Origin of the sequence: Vibrio makurazakiensis (assembly GCF_050337375.1) — a bacterium.
Taxonomy (GTDB): Bacteria; Pseudomonadota; Gammaproteobacteria; order Enterobacterales; family Vibrionaceae; genus Vibrio; species Vibrio makurazakiensis.
In genome coordinates this window covers 1-1,221 of sequence record NZ_JAKJSW010000448.1, presented here as the reverse complement: position 1 = coordinate 1,221, position 1,221 = coordinate 1, and the positions used below count along the sequence as shown (strand labels likewise).

General features: G+C 40.2%; 1 protein-coding gene and 1 pseudogene. One reads left to right on the top strand and one right to left on the bottom strand.

The features are described from left to right. Positions 1-3: 3 nt before the first annotated feature. On the top strand, positions 4-822 hold the full coding sequence (locus L4C33_RS22355; protein ID WP_428814571.1) for a Cof-type HAD-IIB family hydrolase: 819 nt from the start codon (positions 4-6) through the stop codon (positions 820-822). Between the two features lie 107 nt (positions 823-929). Here L4C33_RS22355 and L4C33_RS22350 read toward each other — a convergent pair. Further along, positions 930-1,221: pseudogene (locus L4C33_RS22350) on the bottom strand (DNA mismatch repair protein MutT); the annotation flags it as partial.

Genomic DNA, 1,221 nt, shown 5'->3' with positions numbered 1-1,221 from the left:
CTTATGTACAAACTGATCGCACTTGATATGGATGGCACTCTATTAAATAGTGAAAAAGTCATCTCTCAAGAAACTAAAGAAGCCATCAGCGCTGCACGTGCTGCTGGGGTAAAAGTTGTACTCGCTTCTGGTCGCCCGTTAGAAGGTATGCAAAGTAAGTTAGATGAGCTAGAAATCAATGGCGAAGATGATTTTGTACTATTTTATAACGGCTCTATGGTGCAAAACGTATCCACTAAAGAAGTGATCCACAACGAAATTAGTAATGGCAAGTCAGCCAAAGAAATTGCTGACATAGCCGAAAAACTTGGCGGCTATGTACATGCGTTCAGTAAAGTTCATGGTTTGATCACTCCGCAAAATAATGAATACACAGCGATTGAAGCTCGAATCAATGGACTAACGATCAATGAGTATGACTTTTCCCAGTTAGAAGATGACCACGAAGTCATCAAAACTATGATTGTGGCAGAGCCTAGTAAGCTAACAGAAATAATCAGCCAGTTACCTCAAGAGCTTCACTCTAGATACACAATTGTACAGAGTGCGCCTTTTTTCCTAGAGTTCCTTAATCCAAATTCAAATAAAGGTGTGGGAATCGCTGCAATAGCGAAACATCTTGGCTTTAACGCGGAAGAAGTGATTTGTATGGGTGATGCTGAAAATGATCACCATATGCTTGAATACGCAGGTGTTGGAGTTGCGATGGAAAATGCTATGGATGAAACTAAAAGAATTGCTGATTACATCACTGCAAGCAATGACGAGCATGGCGTTGCCAAAGCCATTAACAAGTTTATCTTCAATGTTGAGCCTGCATAAGTTGCCTCTGGTATAGCAAGTTTTCCTTTGAAACAAAAAGGCTGTGTTCATTCAAACACAGCCTTTTTTCATCATCCGAACCTATTAGTACTTATCGCTCATAGTGTTTACTGCTTCTTCCAAGGCAATCGAAAAGCAACAACTCCGAATAAGATAAGCAAAGGAAATCTGAGAGTATCAACGACAAGTGAACCAAGACTACTAAACGAAACAAATGTAGCCACGTAACTCACGAGCAAGTTGCTTAACAGCAATAAAACAATAACCCCGATAACTACGTTAAAGGAAAACGCTACTTTCAAAGGCTTAGAATTCGTAATTGTCACTAGCCCCGCTACCGTCATCAAAATAGCGACCCAGAATGCAAATGTAGGCAATGGCCAGATTATCGTTAAAACA

Bases quoted from the DNA above. Each gene is read 5' to 3' on its own strand.
- L4C33_RS22355 (WP_428814571.1), top strand. From the start codon at position 4: ATGTACAAACTGATCGCACTTGATATGGATGGCACTCTATTAAATAGT.